Source organism: Herbiconiux solani NBRC 106740, assembly GCF_001571005.1.
GTDB classification, from domain to species: Bacteria; Actinomycetota; Actinomycetes; order Actinomycetales; family Microbacteriaceae; genus Herbiconiux; species Herbiconiux solani.
The window spans coordinates 313,082-329,174 of record NZ_BCST01000003.1 but is presented as its reverse complement, the minus strand read 5'-3'; the positions used below and the strand labels follow the sequence as shown (position 1 = coordinate 329,174).

At 69.7% G+C, this 16,093-nt stretch carries 15 protein-coding genes; 13 read left to right on the top strand and 2 right to left on the bottom strand.

The window, feature by feature from the left end:
• Positions 1–2 precede the first annotated feature (2 nt).
• The 10 genes from HSO01S_RS07145 to HSO01S_RS07100 all read left to right on the top strand — a co-directional run bounded on the left by HSO01S_RS07145 (position 3) and on the right by HSO01S_RS07100 (position 7,905).
• Positions 3–1,379, top strand: a complete 1,377-nt coding sequence (locus tag HSO01S_RS07145) for a dihydrolipoamide acetyltransferase family protein (RefSeq protein WP_066039867.1) — start codon at positions 3–5, stop codon at positions 1,377–1,379.
• Positions 1,380–1,482: 103 nt separating this feature from the next.
• Entirely contained in the window at positions 1,483–2,409 is a 927-nt protein-coding gene (locus HSO01S_RS07140; RefSeq protein ID WP_066039866.1) for a metal ABC transporter solute-binding protein, Zn/Mn family, read from the top strand.
• Between the two features lie 46 nt (positions 2,410–2,455).
• The gene (locus tag HSO01S_RS07135; RefSeq protein ID WP_066039865.1) at positions 2,456–3,292 is read left to right on the top strand and encodes a metal ABC transporter ATP-binding protein; all 837 of its coding nucleotides are present in this window, start codon (positions 2,456–2,458) and stop codon (positions 3,290–3,292) included.
• The gene (locus HSO01S_RS07130) at positions 3,289–4,188 is read left to right on the top strand and encodes a metal ABC transporter permease (RefSeq protein WP_066039864.1); all 900 of its coding nucleotides are present in this window, start codon (positions 3,289–3,291) and stop codon (positions 4,186–4,188) included. Before HSO01S_RS07135 ends, HSO01S_RS07130 begins: the two co-directional genes overlap by 4 nt.
• Positions 4,185–4,568, top strand: a complete 384-nt coding sequence (locus tag HSO01S_RS07125) for a Fur family transcriptional regulator (protein ID WP_084361419.1) — start codon at positions 4,185–4,187, stop codon at positions 4,566–4,568. The genes HSO01S_RS07130 and HSO01S_RS07125 overlap by 4 nt, the downstream gene beginning before the upstream one ends.
• Positions 4,569–4,709: 141 nt before the next feature.
• Positions 4,710–4,946 carry a 50S ribosomal protein L28 gene (rpmB, locus tag HSO01S_RS07120; protein ID WP_066039863.1) on the top strand — a complete coding sequence of 79 codons (237 nt, stop codon included), beginning with the start codon at positions 4,710–4,712 and terminating at the stop codon, positions 4,944–4,946.
• The gene (gene rpmG / locus HSO01S_RS07115; RefSeq protein ID WP_022897487.1) at positions 4,946–5,113 is read left to right on the top strand and encodes a 50S ribosomal protein L33; all 168 of its coding nucleotides are present in this window, start codon (positions 4,946–4,948) and stop codon (positions 5,111–5,113) included. The genes rpmB and rpmG overlap by 1 nt, the downstream gene beginning before the upstream one ends.
• Positions 5,114–5,115: 2 nt before the next feature.
• Positions 5,116–5,421, top strand: coding sequence for a 30S ribosomal protein S14 (gene rpsN, locus HSO01S_RS07110; RefSeq protein ID WP_066039862.1), 306 nt, complete (start codon positions 5,116–5,118; stop codon positions 5,419–5,421).
• A gap of 103 nt (positions 5,422–5,524) precedes the next feature.
• On the top strand, positions 5,525–5,812 hold the full coding sequence (locus tag HSO01S_RS07105) for an HU family DNA-binding protein (protein ID WP_066039861.1): 288 nt from the start codon (positions 5,525–5,527) through the stop codon (positions 5,810–5,812).
• 128 nt (positions 5,813–5,940) lie between these two features.
• A complete protein-coding gene (locus HSO01S_RS07100; RefSeq protein WP_218003781.1) occupies positions 5,941–7,905 on the top strand; it encodes a bifunctional copper resistance protein CopD/cytochrome c oxidase assembly protein in 1,965 nt (654 codons plus the stop codon).
• 53 nt (positions 7,906–7,958) lie between these two features.
• On the opposite strand, the gene HSO01S_RS07095 is transcribed toward HSO01S_RS07100, so the two are convergent.
• A complete protein-coding gene (locus HSO01S_RS07095; RefSeq protein ID WP_157078953.1) occupies positions 7,959–9,008 on the bottom strand; it encodes a hypothetical protein in 1,050 nt (349 codons plus the stop codon).
• 58 nt (positions 9,009–9,066) lie between these two features.
• On the opposite strand from HSO01S_RS07095, the gene HSO01S_RS07090 reads away from it, so the two are divergent.
• The 3 genes from HSO01S_RS07090 to HSO01S_RS07080 all read left to right on the top strand — a co-directional run bounded on the left by HSO01S_RS07090 (position 9,067) and on the right by HSO01S_RS07080 (position 15,375).
• A complete protein-coding gene (locus HSO01S_RS07090; RefSeq protein WP_066039859.1) occupies positions 9,067–10,344 on the top strand; it encodes an ATP-dependent DNA helicase in 1,278 nt (425 codons plus the stop codon).
• A 100-nt stretch (positions 10,345–10,444) separates the two neighbouring features.
• The gene (locus HSO01S_RS07085) at positions 10,445–13,408 is read left to right on the top strand and encodes an MMPL family transporter (protein WP_066039858.1); all 2,964 of its coding nucleotides are present in this window, start codon (positions 10,445–10,447) and stop codon (positions 13,406–13,408) included.
• On the top strand, positions 13,405–15,375 hold the full coding sequence (locus HSO01S_RS07080) for a YhgE/Pip family protein (protein ID WP_066039857.1): 1,971 nt from the start codon (positions 13,405–13,407) through the stop codon (positions 15,373–15,375). The genes HSO01S_RS07085 and HSO01S_RS07080 overlap by 4 nt, the downstream gene beginning before the upstream one ends.
• On the opposite strand, the gene HSO01S_RS07075 is transcribed toward HSO01S_RS07080, so the two are convergent.
• The gene (locus HSO01S_RS07075) at positions 15,342–16,001 is read right to left on the bottom strand and encodes a biliverdin-producing heme oxygenase (RefSeq protein ID WP_066039856.1); all 660 of its coding nucleotides are present in this window, start codon (positions 15,999–16,001) and stop codon (positions 15,342–15,344) included. The genes HSO01S_RS07080 and HSO01S_RS07075 overlap by 34 nt on opposite strands.
• Positions 16,002–16,093: the final 92 nt, after the last annotated feature.

The following is a 16,093-nucleotide window of genomic DNA, read 5'->3' as shown; positions in this document are numbered from 1 at the left end:
TCGTGACCACCTCGCAATTCAATCTCCCGGACGTCGGTGAGGGCCTCACCGAGGCCGAGATCGTGTCCTGGCGGGTCGCACCCGGCGACAGCATCCAGGTCAACCAGGTGATCGTCGAGATCGAGACCGCCAAGTCGCTCGTCGAGCTGCCCTCGCCCTTCGAGGGCGTCGTCGAGGGCCTGCTGGTGGCCGAGGGGGCGACGGTCGACGTCGGCACCCCGATCATCAGCGTGACCTCCTCCGGCACCTCGGCCCCCGAGCCCGCTCCGGTCACCGCCGTGACGGTCCTGCCGCCGGCCGACCTCAGCGAGACCGAGGGGATGGTCGCCACGGCCGAGCGCACGGCGACGGCCGAGGAGAAGCCCGGCGCCGTGCTCGTCGGCTACGGCATCAAGGGTGCGGTCGCGAGCCGCCGGGGCTCGCGCTCCAGCAAGGCCGCGATCCCCGCCATCGGCGAGACGAGCGACGGCCGACCGAAGGCGCCGCGTCTGGCGCGCGTGCAGCAGCCGATCCCCGGCGTCCCGGTGATCGCGAAGCCGCCGATCCGCAAGCTCGCGAAGGATCTCGGGGTCGACCTCAACGAGGTGACGCCGACCGGTCTGATCGGCGACATCACGCGGGAGGACGTCATCCGTCACGCCGACCAGGCGAAGGTCTTCCACAACATCGAGACCCCGCAGTGGGCGCCGGTGCGCGAGGAGCGGATCCCGGTCAAGGGCGTGCGCAAGCAGATCGCCAAGGCGATGGTGACGAGCGCCTTCACCGCGCCCCACGTCTCGCTCTTCGTCGACGTGGATGCCACGCGCACGATGGAGTACGTCAAGCGCCTCAAGACCTCGCCCGACTTCACCGGCGTCAAGGTCTCGCCACTGCTGATCATGGCGAAGGCCATCATCTGGGCCGTGCGCCGGAACCCGATGGTCAACTCGGCGTGGACCGAGAAGGACATCCTGGTGCGCAACTACGTGAACCTCGGCATCGCCGCGGCCACGCCCCGCGGGCTGATCGTGCCGAACATCAAGGACGCGCACGACATGTCGATGCGCGACCTCGCCCGGGCGCTCGAGCAGCTCACGCTCACCGCCCGCGAGGGGCGCACCTCCCCCGCCGACATGGCCGAGGGCACGATCACCATCACGAACATCGGTGTGTTCGGGATGGACACGGGCACCCCGATCCTCAACCCCGGCGAGGTCGCCATCGTCGCGCTCGGCACGATCAAGCAGCGACCCTGGGTCGTCGACGGCGAAGTGCGCCCGCGCTTCGTGACCACGATCGGCGCGAGCTTCGACCACCGTGTCGTCGACGGCGACGTGGCGAGCCGCTTCGTGGCCGACGTGGCCTCGATCATCGAAGAGCCGGCGCTGCTGCTCGACTGAGACAGGGAGGCGGATGGGCGCCCGCGGGTGATGGCGTTCCTGATTTTGACAATCATTATCAATTAGCTATCGTGGAGCCGTTCCCGACTTAGACAAGGCTCCCGTGAAACGACACGCCCTCCCCACCGCCCTGCTTGCCTCCGCGGCCACCCTGGCCCTCGGCATCGGTCTGGCCGGATGCTCCACCGGGTCATCCGCAGCCCCCACCGACTCCGACACGATCGCGATCGTCGCCTCGACCAACGTCTACGGCTCGATCGCCGAGGCCGTGGCCGGCGACGCCGCCACCGTGACCTCGATCATCGACGACCCGGACCGCGACCCGCACGAGTACCAGGCCGACGGCCAGAACCAGCTCTCGATCTCGAAGGCGCAGATCGTGATCGAGAACGGCGGCGGCTACGACGACTTCGTCGACACGATGCTCGACGCCGCCGGCAACTCCGGCGTCTCGGTGCTGAACGTCGCCGACCTCTCCGGTTACGACCAGGAGCCGGCCGACGGCGAGTTCAACGAGCACCTCTGGTACGACTTCCCGACCATGGAGAAGCTCGTCGACTCCCTCGTCTCCGAGCTGAGCGCGCTCGACTCGGCCGCCGCATCCACGTTCGAGGCGAACGGCATGAGCGCGAAGGCGAAGCTCGCCGACCTCGAGGCGGGCGAGGCCGCCATCAAGACGGCGCACGCCGGTGCCGGCGTCGCGATCACCGAACCCGTGCCCCTCTACCTGCTCGACGCGGCGGGACTGGAGAACCGCACCCCCGACGAGTTCAGCGAGGCCATCGAGCTCGACACCGACGTGCCCCCGGCCGTGCTCGAGGCCACCCTGGCCCTGTTCAGCACCCATCAGGTGAGCGCCCTGGTCTACAACGAGCAGACCTCCGGCGCCCAGACCGACGCCGTCGTGACCGCGGCCGCCGACAACGGCATCCCCGCCGTCCCCGTCACCGAGACGCTCCCCGCCGGCCAGGACTACTTCGGCTGGATGCAGGCGAACATCGACGCGATCTCGACCGCTCTCGGCTCCTGAGCGACCGAGCCCGAACCCGCCCCGCCCCAGCCAGTACAGTGACTTCGTGACCGATCCGGTGTTGACGCTGCGCGACGCGCGGCTGCAGTTCGGCGCGCGCACGCTCTGGCAGGGCATCGACCTCGACGTGCACCCGGGCGAGTTCATCGCGGTACTCGGAGCGAACGGCTCCGGCAAGTCGAGCCTGCTCAAGGTCATCCTGGGGCAGCAGAAGCTCACCTCCGGCAGCATCCGCTTCCTCGGCGAACCGGGGCGGCGCGGCGACCGGCGGATCGGCTACGTGCCGCAACAGAAGCTGGCCGACGACGGCACGCCGCTCCGGGCGCGCGACCTCGTGGCGCTGGGCCTCGACGGCCACCGCTGGGGCCTGCCGCTCCCCTCCTCGGCCCGCCGTCGCCGCGTCGACGAACTGCTCGCCGCCGTCGGCGCCACCGAGTACGCGAACGTGGGCGTCTCCACCCTCTCGGGCGGCGAGCAGCAGCGCGTACGGATCGGGCAGGCGCTCGTGGGCGACCCGGCCCTGCTGCTCTGCGACGAACCCCTGCTCTCGCTCGACCTCACGCACCAGCGCGCGATCAGCGAGCTGATCGACGACCAGCGGCGCGAGCGCGGCTTCGGGGTGCTCTTCGTGACCCACGACATCAACCCGATCCTCGACATGGTCGACCGTGTGCTCTACCTCGCCGACGGCGGGTTCCGGATCGGGCCGCCCGACGAGGTACTGCGCTCGGAGGTGCTGAGCGAGCTGTACGGATCCCGGATCGACGTCATCCGCACCCACGGCCGCGTGATCGTCGTGGGCACGCCGGACGGCGCCCACGGGCATCCGGAGGACCAGCTCGCCCACCACGACGAGCCCGAACCCGGCGGAGGTGCGCTGTGAGCCCCGACGTCTGGTCGCAGATCTTCGACTTCAGCAACTACGGCGAGCTCGTCGTGCTGCTGCAGAACTCCATCATCGCCGGGGCCGTGCTCGGCGTGGTCGGCGGTCTGATCGGCGTCTTCGTGATGTCTCGCGACATGGCCTTCGCGGTTCACGGCATCAGCGAGCTCTCGTTCGCGGGGGCGGCCGCCGGCCTGCTGTTCGGTGTCGGGGTCGTCGAGGGCTCGATCATCGGGTCGATCGCCGCCGCGCTGATCATCGGCGTGCTGGGGTCGCGAGCGCGCGATCGCAACTCGATCATCGCCGTGCTGATGCCCTTCGGGCTCGGTCTCGGCATCCTCTGCCTCACGCTCTACCCCGGTCGCTCGGCCAACAAGTTCGGCCTGCTCACCGGCCAGATCGTGGCGGTCGACGACCCGCGGCTGAACTCGCTGATCGCCATCTCGATCGTGGTCGTGCTCGGGCTGCTGCTGGTCTGGCGCCCCCTCACCTTCGCCAGCGTGGATGCGGATGTCGCGTCCGCGCGCGGCGTCCCGGTGCGCGGGCTCTCCATCTTCTTCATGCTGCTGCTCGGCCTCGCGGTCGCGGTGTCGGTGCAGGTCGTCGGCTCGCTCCTGGTGCTCTCGATCCTCGTCACGCCGGCGGCGGCGGCCCTGCGCGTCTCGTCCTCCCCCATCCTCGTCCCCCTGCTCAGCACGGTGTTCGCCGTGGTCTCCCTGGTGGGCGGGATCATGCTGGCCCTGGGCTCCTCGGTGCCCATCAGCCCCTACGTGACGACGATCTCGTTCGTGATCTACCTGGTCTGCCGGCTGATCGCCTGGCGACGGGGCACGGGCACCGGGAGGATCCAGGATGCTGGACTAGCGTTGAGCGGGAAGAAGGCGGTGGAGCAGTGAAGAGGAACACCTGGCAACGGGAGGCCGTGCGCGGCGCCCTCGGTACCCAGATGGGTTTCGTGAGCGCGCAGGCGCTGCACTCGTCGCTGAAGAACACCGGATCGCAGATCGGGCTGGCCACGGTCTACCGTGCGCTGGCGGATCTCGCCTCCGAGGGCGAGGCCGACTCGCTGCAGTCACCCGAGGGCGAGGCGCTCTACCGCGCCTGCTCCCTCGCACACCACCACCACCTGATCTGCCGCAGCTGCGGCCTCACGGTCGAGATCGAGGCCGACGAGGTCGAGGAGTGGGCCGGGCGCACCGCCTCCCTGCACGGCTTCAGCCGGCCGGAGCACGTCGTCGACATCTTCGGGTTCTGCTCGGCGTGCGTGCCGACCTGAGTTGCCCCATCAGGCCAGAGCGTCTAAGGTAGTCAGGTTGGGTGGAATCCTCCGCCCATTGTGGATGCGCCGATCGGCGTGTTCGCCGACAAGTCATCTTGGGTGGGGCACTCGTCTCACGGTAACCAAATGGAGGAAACAATGGCAGCAGTGTGCCAGGTGACTGGAGCCGTTCCCGGCTTCGGTCACAACATCTCGCACTCGCACCGACGCACCAACCGGCGCTTCGACCCGAACGTGCAGAAGAAGAAGTACTACGTGCCTTCGCTTCGCCGCACGGTCACCCTGACCCTCTCGGCCAAGGGCATCAAGGTCATCGACGCTCGTGGCATCGAGTCGGTCGTCAAGGACATCCAGGCTCGGGGGATCAAGCTCTAATGGCAAAGCAGCAGGACGTCCGTCCCATCATCAAGCTCCGTTCGACGGCAGGAACCGGTTACACCTACGTGACCAAGAAGAACCGTCGCAACGACCCCGACCGTCTCGTGCTCAAGAAGTACGACCCCGTCATCCGCAAGCACGTCGACTTCCGAGAGGAGCGCTAACCATGGCCAAGAAGTCCAAGATCGCGCGCAATGAGCAGCGCAAGGTGATCGTCGAGCGTTACGCCGCGAAGCGCCTGGAGCTCAAGAAGGCTCTTGTGAGCCCCACGTCCACCGACGAGGAGCGCGAGGCCGCTCGCCTCGGGCTGCAGAAGCTCCCCCGCAACGCCTCGCCGATCCGCGTCCGCAACCGCGACGCCGTCGACGGCCGTCCCCGCGGAAACCTCTCGAAGTTCGGGATCTCGCGTGTCCGCTTCCGTGACATGGCTCACCGTGGCGAGTTGCCGGGCATTACGAAGTCCAGCTGGTAAATTACCCACGGTCGTACCGACCAACCGAACTGGCCCTGGTGGCCGGGACCGTTCCATGTAAACAGCTACATCCGTAGCGAAAAGGTCCGAGGAGGACACCTTAATGGCTGACAAGTCACTCAACAAGACCGAGCTCGTCGCAGCCGTCGCAGCCGCTTCCGGCCAGACGCAGGCTTCCGTCAACGAGGTTCTTGACGCTCTCTTCTCCACGCTGGCCGACTCGGTTGCGTCCGACACCAAGGTCACCATCCCGGGCTGGCTCGCCGTCGAGCGCACCTCGCGTGCCGCTCGCACGGGCCGCAACCCCCAGACCGGCGCCACCATCGAGATCCCGGCCGGTCACTCGGTCAAGATCTCGGCCGGTTCGAAGCTCAAGGCAGCAGCCAAGTAGTCTTCCGCACCACTCACGAGAGGGCGTCGGCTTCTGCCGGCGCCCTCTCGCGTTTCCCGGCGCGCTCCGTTTCCCGCCGCATGCTCCGGCCCGGACAGTCCCCAGCCAGCGCCGCGTAAGGTAGTCGGGTGCCGAGAACCGCCCGCATCATCGGTCCCGCCCTCCTGGTGGTGACGGCCTTCGTCGCGCTCCTGGTCGCCCTGGCGCTCGGCGGCGGCGCGGCACCGCAGCTGCTGGAGGACCCGGGATCGGTCGTCCGGTACGGCCTGCCGATCTCGACGATGCTGGTCAACATCGCGGCCTCCGGCATGATCGGCGCCATCGGTCTCGTGCTCTTCGTGATCCCGCAGGAGAGCCCCGCGTTCAACCGCTCGCTCGATGTGGCGGCCGGATCCGCGGCCCTGTTCACGGTGGCCGCCGCCTTCACCGGCTTCTTCAGCTACCTCAGCGTCACGGCGCGCGCACTGAGCTTCGACGACGCCTTCAGCCAGGGGCTCGGCCAGTTCCTCACGCAGATCGCCCTCGGTCAGGCCTGGCTGCAGACCACGCTGATCGGAGCCGTGGTCACCGTGCTCTGCTTCGCCGTGCGCAACGTGACCGCGCTGTTCTTCGTCGGGCTCATCTCGGTGGCCTCGCTCATCCCGATGGCGCAGCAGGGCCATGCGGCGGATGCCGGCGGCCACGACGTCGCCGTCACCGCCTTCGGCCTGCACGTCATCTTCGCAGCCGCCTGGCTCGGCGGGCTCGTGGTGATCGCCATCCTGAGCCGCCAGCTCGACACCGAGCGGCTCGTGCACGCGATCTCCCGGTACTCCAGCGTCGCCCTCGTGTGCTTCGTGGTGGTGGCGGCCTCCGGGTACGTCAGTGCCGAACTGCGGATCGGCTCTCTCGACCGGCTGGCCACCCCGTACGGCCTGCTGGTGCTGGTGAAGGTCGGCGCCCTGATCGCGCTCGGTCTGTTCGGCGCGCTCCACCGTCGATTCGTCATCCGGAAGCTCGCGGGCACCGGTCAACGCCGTCACTTCTGGTGGCTGGTGGTCGCCGAGCTGGGCTTCATGGGCATCGCGAGCGGATTCGCCGCCGCCCTCGCCCGCACCGCGACCCCGGTGCCGGAGACCCCGCCGGCCGCGCCCACCGCCGCCCAGATCCTCACCGATTCGCCGCTGCCGCCCGAGCTCACGGTCGAGAACTTCCTGACGCAGTGGAACTTCGATCTGATCTGGGTGCTGGTCTGCGCCTTCGCGATCTTCTTCTACCTCGCCGGTGTCGTGCGGCTGCACCGTCGCGGCGACCGGTGGCCGTGGTACCGCACGGTGCTCTGGATCGCGGGCATCCTGCTGCTGTTCTACGTGACCAACGGCGGGCTCAACGTCTACGAGAAGTTCCTGTTCAGCGTGCACATGTTCGGCCACATGACGCTCAGCATGATGGTGCCGCTGCTGCTCGTGCCCGCCGGGCCGATCACGCTGGCGCTCCGCGCCATCCGCAAGCGCGACGACGGCAGCCGGGGCATGCGCGAGTGGATCCTGCTCGCGGTGCACTCGCGGTTCGCCACCGTCGTCGCGAACCCGATCGTGGCCGGCGTGCTCTTCGCGACCAGCCTCGTGGCCTTCTACTACACGCCGTTGTTCCGCTGGGCGACCGAGGACCACATCGGGCACGAGTGGATGATCGTGCACTTCCTGATCGTCGGCTACCTGTTCGTGCAGGCCCTGATCGGCATCGATCCGGTGCCCTACAAGCTCCCGTACCCCTTCCGGCTGCTCCTCCTGCTCGGCACCATGGCGTTCCACGCCTTCTTCGGCCTGGCGCTGATGAGCGGAACCGGGCTGCTGCTGGCCGACTGGTTCGGTGCCACGGGTCGCAGCTGGGGTCCGAGCGCGATCGTCGATCAGCAGAACGGCGGCGGCATCGCCTGGAGCATCGGCGAGATCCCGACCTTCATCCTGGCCCTCGTCGTCGCGGTGCAGTGGAGCCTGTCGGACAAGAAGGAGACCAAGCGGCGCGACCGCAACGCCGACCGCACGAACGAGGCCGAGCTCGGCGAGTACAACGCGATGCTCGAGAAGCTGGCGAGCCGCGAGCGGAGCTGAGCCGGAAGCCTCTCGCCTCTCGCCTGTCGGGGTGAGCGCAGCCGAGGCGTCGCTCAGCCGCGCGGTGCGAAGCCGATCGAGCCGTCGGGCTGGATCGTGAGAGCGAAGGTCACGTCGAACGGCACCGACTCGTCCCGGGTCGACACCGTGCCGTCGAAGAGCGAGCGAATGTCGACCGCGATGTGCGCCGAACCGGATGCGGTGGGCACGATCCAGCTGTCGTGACCGGCGAGGATCGTCAGCATCGGATACTTCTCCATCGTCCAGGACGGCTCCGACGCGATCCGGTCGTTGACGTCGAGCCCGAACGGGCAGCCGGGGGGATAGAGGAGCGCCTGGGAGGCGCACTCGTCGAGGAAGCCGTTCACCGTCGACTGCACGGCGTCGAGGAAGCCGGTCGTCGGCTGCACCTGCACGATCGCGCTGGTCGAGGTACCCGTGTTGGTCGCGGTGAGCGCCACGGGATTGGCGCCGAGGTAGCGCGATCGGTGGCCGAGCGTGATGAGGGCGGGCACGAGCACGTCGTAGGTGTCCGACGCCCGGAACGCGGAGGCGTCGGCGCTCGCGATCTCGAGCCCGCCGGCGGTGAAGTCCGAGGCGTGGGTGACCGTGACGGTGCCCTGGGCGACCGGGGAGCGGAAGAACTCCCACTGCGGGAACACCAGGAGCGTCGACCCGGTCTGCACCACGTCGAACTCTGTCTGGCCGGGGACGGGCTTGCCGTCGATGCCGTCGAAGACGTAGGAGTAGACGATCCGGTGCCGCCCGGGCAGGATCTGGGTGTCGCTGACCTCGGTGATGTCGTGGAAGCGGTTGATCGCATCCGGATTCACCAGCACCGCGGCCCCCGTGCCCGGCTCGTCGCCGGATTCGAGCACCACGCCCGGGGTGTCGACGGCCGCGGCCACGTCGCCGGAACCGAGCTCCTGCAGGTAGATCCGCACGAAGGCCGAGGCGCTGAAGAGCTCGCGGTTCAGGATGCCGACGGCCGCGAACAGGGCGGCGACCGTGAGGATGAGCAGGCCCGACCAGATCACCACGGACCGCTGAAGCCGGATGCGCGCCTCGGCCGCTTCCCCGGCGTACCCAGGCCCTGAACTCATGTCCACAGTTTAGGCGGGCCCCGGATTCCCGCTGGGGGCTGGACGGTAGATTGGAGGGATGACCCGTCCGACCCTCTCTGCCGAGCAGCAGCGAGTGTTCGACCTCATCGAAGGCACCCGGAAGCACGTGTTCGTCACCGGGCGGGCGGGCACCGGCAAGTCGACGCTGCTGAACCACCTCTCCTGGAACACCGAGAAGCAGCTCGTGATCTCGGCGCCGACCGGCGTCGCCGCGCTCAACGTGGGCGGCCAGACCATCCACTCCCTCTTCCGCCTGCCGATCGGGGTCATCGCCGACCACGACATCGAGCAGAACGCCGAGGTGCGGAAGCTGCTGAACACGATCGACACCCTGGTGATCGACGAGGTCTCGATGGTCAACGCCGACCTGATGGATGCGATGGACCGCAGTCTCCGTCAGGCCCGCCAGCGCCCGCTCGAGGCCTTCGGCGGGGTGCAGGTCGTGCTCTTCGGCGATCCGTACCAGCTGGCCCCGGTGCCGGGCGACGGCGACGAGCGCGCGTACTTCAACGATCACTACCGCTCGATGTGGTTCTTCGACGCGAAGGTGTGGGAGGAGACCGACCTCGAGATCGTCGAGCTGCGCGAGGTGCACCGGCAGCACGACGACGACTTCAAGTTCATGCTGAACGCCGTGCGCTTCGGGATGGTCACGAAGGAGATCGCCGACGCGCTGAACGGCGCGGGTGCACGGCCGGCGCCGAACGACGGCGCGATCACGCTGGCGACGCGCAACGACTCGGTCAACCGCATCAACCAGGCAGCGCTCGGCCGGCTGCCCGGCCGCGTGCTCTCGGCGAAGGCGGAGATCAGCGGCGACTTCGGCGGCCGCACCTATCCTGCCGACGTGAACCTCGAGCTCAAGGTCGGGGCGCAGGTGATGTTCCTCCGTAACGACGGCGACGGGCGCTGGGTGAACGGCACGGTCGGAACGGTGACGAAGATCGACTCGACGGTCTGGGTCGACGTCGACGGCGAGGTGCACGAGGTCGACCCGGTCGCCTGGGAGAAGTACCGCTACTCCTACGCCCCGGAGTCGAAGCAGCTGAGCAAAGAGGTGATCGGCGAGTTCACCCAGTTCCCGCTGCGCCTGGCCTGGGCGGTGACGATCCACAAGTCGCAGGGCCAGACCTACGACCAGGCCATCGTCGACCTCGGTGCCCGCGTCTTCAGCCCCGGTCAGACATACGTGGCACTGAGCCGGCTCACCTCGCTCGAGGGGCTCTACCTCACCCGCCCGCTCCGCCCGAGCGACATCATCGTCGACGAATCGGTCAGGGCCTTCATGAGCGGCAGGCGCGGCCCGGCCGTCTGAGTCGTCCCGCCGGTCGAGGTCCAAGCCCCCTGTTGTGGGGCGGCCAGAGCCCGGTTCCGCCCTCCCCCTTCCCGCTACCCTCGGGGTTGGAGAGGGAATCATGGCGACGCTGCTGTACCGGATCGGACGGTTCGCCGCGCGGCGCAGCCTCGCCGTGATCGTGGGATGGATCGTGATCCTCGGCCTCGCGGTCACCGGGGCGCAACTGCTCGGCGGCACGCTCGCCTCCTCGTTCGAGATCCCGGGCACCGAGTCGCAGCAGGCGATCGACATGCTCGACCAGCGGTTCCCGCAGGCCAGCGGCGGCTCGGCGAAGGTGATCTACGTGCCGCCCGCGGGCCACACGGTCGGGGAGTACCAGGACGAGATCCAGAAGTCGGTCACCGCGCTCGCCGCGGCCCCGAACGTCACCAGCGCGACCGGTCCCTACGATCAGAACGCCTCGGGCCAGGTGAACCAGGACGGCACGATGGCCTATACGGCCGTGCAGCTCTCGGTCGCGAGCACCGCGATGACCCCGGCGGACGACCAGGCGCTGATGGCGGCCGGGAATCAGGCGGCCGGTGCCGACCCCGCGCAGGGGCTGACGGTCGCCTTCTCCGGCGTCACCGATCCGCCGGCCGCCGCGGTCGACTACACCGAGGCGATCGGCCTGATCGTGGCGTTCATCGTGCTGCTGATCACCTTCGGCTCGCTGCTGTCGGCCGGGATGCCGCTGGTCACGGCTGTGGTCGGCGTCGGCATCACGACGACCCTGATCACGATCGCCTCGGGCTTCGCCGACATCTCGTCGACCGCACCGCTGCTCGCGACGATGCTGGGCCTCGCCGTCGGCATCGACTACGCCCTCTTCATCGTCTCGAGGCACCGCGCGCAACTGATCCGGGGCATGGATCCGCGGGAGTCCGCGGCGATCGCGGTCTCCACCGCCGGCAGCGCCGTGGTCTTCGCCGGGCTCACGGTCATCATCGCCCTGCTCGGCCTGTCGGTCGTGCAGATCCCCTTCCTCACCGTGATGGGAGTGGGCGCCGCGGTCTCGGTCGTCGTGGCCGTCGTCGTCGCACTCACCCTGCTGCCCGCCATCCTGGGCCTGCTGAACCGGAAGCTGATCCCCAAGCCGACCTCGCGCGCGGCGCGGCGCGAGCTCGCCGCCGAGGGCACCCACCGCACGCTCGGCGCCCGCTGGGTCGCGCTGGTCACCGCCAAGCCCGTGATCACGGTCGTAGCCGTCGTGATCGGGCTGATCGTGGTCGCCCTACCGGCGACCTCGCTGCGGCTCACGCTGCCGGATGCGGGGTACAACCCGGCCGGTTCGGTCTCGCGCACCGGCTACGACCTCCTCACCGAGGGCTTCGGCCCCGGGTTCAACGGCCCGCTGCTGGTGACCGCCGACATCTCGAAGACCCTCGACGTCGAGGGGGCGCTGAAGGCGCTGCAGAACCAGTTCAGCGGGCTGCCCGACGTCGTCTCGGTCAGCCAGGCGGTGCCGAACGCGACGGCCGACATGGCGATCGTCTCGATCATCCCGGCCAGCGCGCCGGACAGTGTGCAGACCGAGGATCTGGTGCACACCATCCGTGACGACTCCGCCGCATTCGCGGCCGCCAACGGGTTCGGCTACCAGGTGACCGGGCAGACGGCTCTGGGCATCGACGTCTCGGCGCGGCTCGCCGGGGCGCTGCTGCCGTTCGGCGTGGTCGTGGTCGGGCTCTGCATCATCCTGCTCACGATCGTCTTCCGGTCGCTGGCCGTGCCCCTGTCGGCCACCGTCGGCTACCTGCTCTCGGTCGGCGCCTCGTTCGGCATCGTCACGGCCGTCTTCGAGTGGGGCTGGCTCTCCGACGTGGTCGGGGTGGCCAAGGTGGGGCCGGTGATCAGCTTCTTCCCCATCCTCCTGATGGCGGTGCTGTTCGGGCTCGCGATGGACTACCAGGTCTTCCTGGTCTCACGGATGCGGGAGGAGTTCGTGAAGACCGGTGACCCGCACACCGCCGTGCGCCACGGCTTCATCGGCGCCGCCCGGGTCGTGACGGCGGCCGCGTGCATCATGTTCGCCGTCTTCGCCTCGTTCGTGCCCGGCGGCAACGCCGTGCTGCAGCCGATCGCCCTGGGGCTGGCCGCGGGCGTCTTCGTCGACGCCTTCCTGGTGCGGATGACCTTCATCCCCGCGATCATGATCCTGCTCGGCCGGCTCGGCTGGGCGCTGCCCAAGGCCCTCGGCCGCGTGCTGCCCGACGTCGACCTCGAGGGCGAGGGAGTGCGCGAGATGCTCGACGCCTCCGCCTGGCGGCCGCTCGACGACGACGGGGAGCCGTATGCGCTCGCCGCGGGCGATGCCGTGGTCGAAGGCGCGGAGGCGGCGCCGTTCTCGGTGCGGGCCCGCGCCGGCGACCTGGTGCTGGTCACCGGAGCCGCCTCGACGAACCCGTCCGCCGTCGTCGCCGCGGCCGCGGGCCGCCAGCGGATGCTCGCCGGTCACCTGCGCGTGCTCGACCGTCCGCTGCCCTACGAGGGATCGGCGCTGCGGCGCCGGAGCCTCCTGGTCACCCGCCCGCTCGCTCTCGACGCCGCTGCCGGGAGCGATCGGGACGACCTGCCGGCGCTGCCCCCGGGGGGCCTCGCCGTCGAGGAGCAGCTCGAGAGCGCGATCGGGGCCGAGCTCGGCGAGCTCTGGGGCCCCGCGGCGGCGGCCGAGTGGCTGCGGCAGCTCGCCGTCGCGAGCGTGTCGCCCGTGCGGCTCGTGGCCGTCGATGGGACGGGCATCCCGACCCCGTTCCTGCAGCACGTGCTCGCGGTGCTCGACCGGGCCCTGCCGTCGTCGACGACGCTGGTCGTCGCGCACCACGGGGCGCGGCTGGTGGCCGGGGTGCGCGAGGTGACGGTGGTGGAGCTCGCGGAGCCCCCTGAATTCGTCGCGGAACCCGGGCCGGCGCCCGACACCGAGCGGGATCCCAGGGACGCGGACCGCTCCGCATCCGATCGCCCCGCATCCGATCGCCCCGCATCCGACGTGGCAGCATCCGATCCGACCGCATCCGACCCCCGAGAAGAGGTGACCGCATGACGAGTCTGCGCTCCCTGACCCGCCGCGGCGACACTGCCCGGGTCTCCCCCACCGCCCGGCGCATCGCCCTGGCGCTCGCGGTGCTCACGCCGCTCGTGATCGCGGGGGTTGCGGTGACCGCGCTCCGGGCCGAGCCGGCCGACGCGAACGGCGGAGCCGTCACCCTCCCCGCCGCCGTCGTCAACCAGGACACGATCGTCTACATCGACCAGAACGGCACCAAGACCCCCGTGCTCGCGGGCAAGCTGCTCGTCAGCCAGCTCACCTCCGGTACCTCGGGGCAGGGTTTCACGTGGGACGTCACGGATGCGGACACCGCGTCGGCCGGACTCCGCGCGGGCACCTACTCGGCCGTCGTCACCATCCCGGCCGACTTCTCGAAGGACTACGTCTCGGTCTCGGGCAGCGACCCGGCGCAGGCGCAGCTGCAGGTCGAGACCGACGGCGCCTCGGGCTACGCGACCGAGCAGCTCGCGTCGGCCCTCTCGTCCGACCTCCAGTCGGCGCTCTCGACGCAGGTGACCAAGCAGTTCGTGACCTCGACGCTCGGCGCCTTCACCACTCTGAACGGCTCGATCGGGGAGGCCGCGGCGGGCGCCGGAAAGCTGGCGACCGGGGCGGGAGAGCTCTCCTCCGGCGCCACCCAGCTCTCCTCGGGTCTCGCCGGCGCGGCCACCGGTGCAGCCGAGCTGAATACGGGCGCCCAGGCGCTCGCCGGAGGCCTCGCCGCGATCACTACCGCGACGACCGACCTCCCCGACTACGCGGTCAAGCTCGCCGAAGGCACCTCCGCCGTCTCGACCGGCATCGGCCTGTTGAACGGCCAGGTCGACGACCGGAGGAACGAGCTGCTCGTGACCCTCGACACGCAGCAGCGGGTCGTCGACGCGCTCAAGCAGGCCGTGCAGACCGATCCGGCCTTGCAGCCGACCCTCGACGCGGCGGTCGAGGTGCGCGACCGAGTCGCCGTTTCGGCCGGGCTGCTCACGCTCGACGGTCTCGGCGGAGGCTTGCTGCGGGACGGGTCGGACCTCGTCAGCGCCGGAGCCGCGCAGTTCGCCGCCGACATCCCGCAGCTGACCGACGGGATCGCCGAGGCGTCCTCGGGCTCCGCGAAACTGGCTACCGGGACGGCCGCCCTCTCGAGCGGGCTCGGCCAGCTCTCGGGAGGCTCGGTGCAGCTCGTCTCCGGGGCCCAGCAGCTCGCATCCGGCACGACGCAGCTCGCGGGCGGCCTGAAGCAGGCCGCGACCGCCATTCCGACGTACACGACCGACCAGCAGGACACGATCTCCACCGTGGTCAGCACGCCCATCGTGACCACCACGAGCGACCTGACGGCTCTTCCCTCGCCCGCGGCGGCGATCGCGTCCGTCGCCGTGCCGCTCGCGCTGTGGCTCGGAGCCTTCGCGATCTACCTGCTGCTCACGCCGTACACGCGGCGGCAGCTCGCCTCGACCCGCTCGACCTTCCGAGTCGTCGTCGGCGCGCTGGCCCCGGCGGCACTGCTCGCGCTGATCCAGGCGGTGATCGCGGGAGCCGTGCTCCTGGTCACGGGAGCAGACCCGGCGAACCTGGCGGCCGCCGTCGGCTTCTCCATCCTGATGTCGCTGTCGTTCGTGACCCTGCACCAGGGTCTGGTCGCCCTCCTCGGCCAGGCCGGGCGCATCCTGTCGCTCGCGCTCGTCGTGGTGCAGGTCGTGGCGGCGGCCGTGATCGTGCCGAGCGGGCTCAGCGCGCCGTTCTACTCCGGGCTCGCCGGCCTGCTGCCGCTCTCGCACGCGATCACCGGGATGCACGCCCTGCTCGGCGGCGGATCACCGGCCGTGGCGGGCCAGGAGGCCCTCGTGCTCGTGGTCGTCGCCGCGATCGGTCTGGCGCTGTCGCTCATCGCGGTGACCAGGGCTCGCGGACGGAACGCCGTCCCGGCCGGTCAGGCGACGGCGGTGGCTCCGGCCTTCGCGTGAGCGAGGTCGAGGAACAGCTCGGTGTTGAAGCGGTACGCCACGAGCACCTCGTCGATCACGCGCTCGCGCTCGATCTCGTCCCAGTCGACGGCGTCGAGCTGCGTGCGGTACGTCTCCTTGAACTCCTTGGGCTTGGCGATGTCGCCGAAGAGGTAGAAGCCCACGCCGTTGGTCTCGAAGCCGAACTGGCGCTGCATCAGGGTGCGGATGATCTGGCCGCCGGAGAGGTCGCCGAGGTACCGGGTGTAGTGGTGGGCGATGAAGCCGCCGTTCCAGGTCGCGGCGACCTCGTTGATCCGGCGCACGTAGCGGGCGGTGGTCGCCAGCGGGGTGATCTGCTCGTGCCAGTCCTCCCCGATCAGGAAGCGGAGATCCTCCTCGATCGCCGGGAGCCGGGTGAGCTTGGGCGAGATGAACGCGGCCGCGACGGCATCGTTCTTCATCCGGTCGGCCGCGGCCTCGAGCGCCTCGTAGATGAAGAAGTGCTGCGCCACGAGCGCGATGTAGTCGTCGCGGGTGCCCTTGCCGCTGATCAGGTCGGTCATGAACCCTGCGCCCTCGCTGTCGCTGTGGCCGGTCCAGGTGCGCTCGCGGAGCGCCTGCGAGAAGGGGATTACAACAGCCATGCGATCATTCCCGGGGTGTCAAGTGAGGTTAGTGTTACCTAACTTTAGTGGGACGACCCCACCCTTCCTCAACCCGTGACAGCGAATTCGCG

Bases quoted from the DNA above. Each gene is read 5' to 3' on its own strand.
- HSO01S_RS07095 (WP_157078953.1), bottom strand. From the start codon at position 9,008: ATGAGTTCAGGGCCTGGGTACGCCGGGGAAGCGGCCGAGGCGCGCATC.
- rpmB (WP_066039863.1), top strand. From the start codon at position 4,710: ATGGCAGCAGTGTGCCAGGTGACTGGAGCCGTTCCCGGCTTCGGTCAC.
- HSO01S_RS07105 (WP_066039861.1), top strand. From the start codon at position 5,525: ATGGCTGACAAGTCACTCAACAAGACCGAGCTCGTCGCAGCCGTCGCA.
- rpsN (WP_066039862.1), top strand. From the start codon at position 5,116: ATGGCCAAGAAGTCCAAGATCGCGCGCAATGAGCAGCGCAAGGTGATC.
- rpmG (WP_022897487.1), top strand. From the start codon at position 4,946: ATGGCAAAGCAGCAGGACGTCCGTCCCATCATCAAGCTCCGTTCGACG.
- HSO01S_RS07075 (WP_066039856.1), bottom strand. From the start codon at position 16,001: ATGGCTGTTGTAATCCCCTTCTCGCAGGCGCTCCGCGAGCGCACCTGG.
- HSO01S_RS07085 (WP_066039858.1), top strand. From the start codon at position 10,445: ATGGCGACGCTGCTGTACCGGATCGGACGGTTCGCCGCGCGGCGCAGC.
- HSO01S_RS07080 (WP_066039857.1), top strand. From the start codon at position 13,405: ATGACGAGTCTGCGCTCCCTGACCCGCCGCGGCGACACTGCCCGGGTC.
- HSO01S_RS07090 (WP_066039859.1), top strand. From the start codon at position 9,067: ATGACCCGTCCGACCCTCTCTGCCGAGCAGCAGCGAGTGTTCGACCTC.